1 protein-coding gene and 1 pseudogene are annotated in these 2,020 nt (G+C 46.6%); one reads left to right on the plus strand and one right to left on the minus strand.

Translation table 11 applies throughout. From position 1 onward, the window contains the following. The coding region (locus D6694_11125) for a hypothetical protein (GenBank protein ID RMH39516.1) at nt 1-1,694 on the minus strand (1,694 nt) is incomplete at its 3' end. Between the two features lie 227 nt (nt 1,695-1,921). Here D6694_11125 and D6694_11130 point away from each other — a divergent pair. Next, nucleotides 1,922-2,020 (plus strand): annotated as a pseudogene (locus tag D6694_11130) (hypothetical protein).

The raw sequence follows: 2,020 nt of genomic DNA on the forward strand, positions 1-2,020 counted from the left end.
ACCCATGAGGGGTCGGCAAAGTAACCAGTTGTACCATTGATTTGCAAAGCATTCAGCGCAATGGCTGTCAGCCCGGCAACTCCGTTTACCGATACCGGATTCCCCGTGAAAATGTTGTTGATCGTAGAACCGTTTTCACAACTCACCTCATCAATAGCCAACTGATAAAAGGTGATATCTCCATTGCTGTTTGCCAGGTTTATGCTGGCTGAATAGATGCCTGAATTGCAAGCTTGGGCTATATCGTGGGCTGCCGGGCAAGGGATACCTGTCTGGGTGTCGTTTATTTCCAGTCCGATATCGGCAGCAGCAGGTGCATCTTGCACCTCAATATGCCCGATTCTCTCGACAGATTCGCAGCGACCTTCCAGTAGCAAGGCTACTGCAAAGGTGTTGTAAGGTGGGTTGATGTAGTTGTCAAACAGGTCACAGTTTATTGAGTCGTTGAGGCAACGGATGTCGATGGATGGGGGAGGCGTGTCGGCAAAATGAAAAGAAGCATCCAGAAATCCGGGGCCGGTAATTTGTTGACCACTTGACGGATCTGTCTGATACACGTGGATAGTGTAACCTGAATAAGCTCCTGAAACTGAATCGTTGAGCAGTATGGGGGTACAATTGTACACGAGCAAGGGCGGATGCATCTCATCGATGACTTCCCAGACAGTAACCCCGTTTATATAGAATTTTTCTATTGCCGGGGTGGGAATCCCGAGAAAACTTCCATATACTTCCCCGTCTATCTGATCGGGAAGGGCAAAAAGCTGGTCCCAATTGGGATCAGCGAGAGAAGAGCCGACAGTAACATCCAAAGGAGAAATGGCTACGCCCGAGTCACCAATAATTCCCAAGATTCCGTCCTTGCGCACAGCATAAATATATCCGTCCTTGCCCAGTTCCAATTGGGTGTTGACGAAATTTTTCGAACCCTCGACGGGTTCGGGTGCACTGTCTGTTTGGTTGAATTTCCACCGAAAAAGGCCCTTTTCCGAATGGCATATGTACAGGTATTCGTTGTCTGCCGAAAATTCCAGACCGAAAATAAAAGACAAGGAAGTGCCCAAGCTATGGATATAAAATTGTTCTAACGCCAGGTTGTAAACACAGACCCTGTTGTCATCTCCCCAAGCCAAAAAATCACCGTTCGGACTCAGGTCAGCTTCTGCAATCCATTCGAATCCTTCCAGGGAGGGGATCATTTCTTCAAGAAACAGGCCGTTGCTTTGCAGGCGGTACTTCCATATACCCTGATAATGGACCAGGTATATCATGCGTTCGCCATTGTCATCTGGTTTGGATACCGCTATGCCACCTGTGCTTCCAAAAAGCTCCCCTTCATTAATAAGTCCGCCTGACCCTGGAACTATTGCTCCGTCAACAACCTTTACCTCCTGAAAATGAAATTCCAGTGTGGTCAAAGGATAGGCTTCCAGCCAAAAGAGACACCAGGTGTCGCATGAACCTGGCAATGGTGCCACTGCTATTTCTTTGAGCATGGTGTAGTCATAGCCAAACGAGAAAACGAAATTTCCACCGCTATCGTAAACTGCACCGTCTTGGACGTAAAACAGCATTTCACCATTGCTGTAAACAGCGTTTTCTACTTTATAGGGAGATGCTGCGATGAAGTTTGCCTCGGAAACAGTTCCAGAGTCGAAATCTATTTCATTGGGGTAAAGTACCCATCTGTCCATTTGGGCAGGCAAATCATTGAACTGAAAGAAAAGCGACAGTAGAGTTAAATAAAAAAGTGGGGGGGGATAACCGTTTCATGATTTTGTTGATTTGAGTTATCGGGTTGTGACGGATAAAAATATATTTTTACTGGTTTTGTGTGAAATTTTATTCTGAAAAAGAAATAGTATGTAAAATTTACGACAAATGCAGTTGTTTCGTCCAATAGTGTTAGTTTGAATGACATGCCATGCGCAAGCTCACGGCCGCCATCGGCCGCACGGGCTGCTGCTGCATCTTCATCAACCAGTTGCGCGAGAAGATCGGTGTGCTGTTCGGCAACCCC

The sequence above is a fragment of the Gammaproteobacteria bacterium genome (assembly GCA_003696665.1).
In the GTDB taxonomy this organism is placed as follows: domain Bacteria; phylum Pseudomonadota; class Gammaproteobacteria; order Enterobacterales.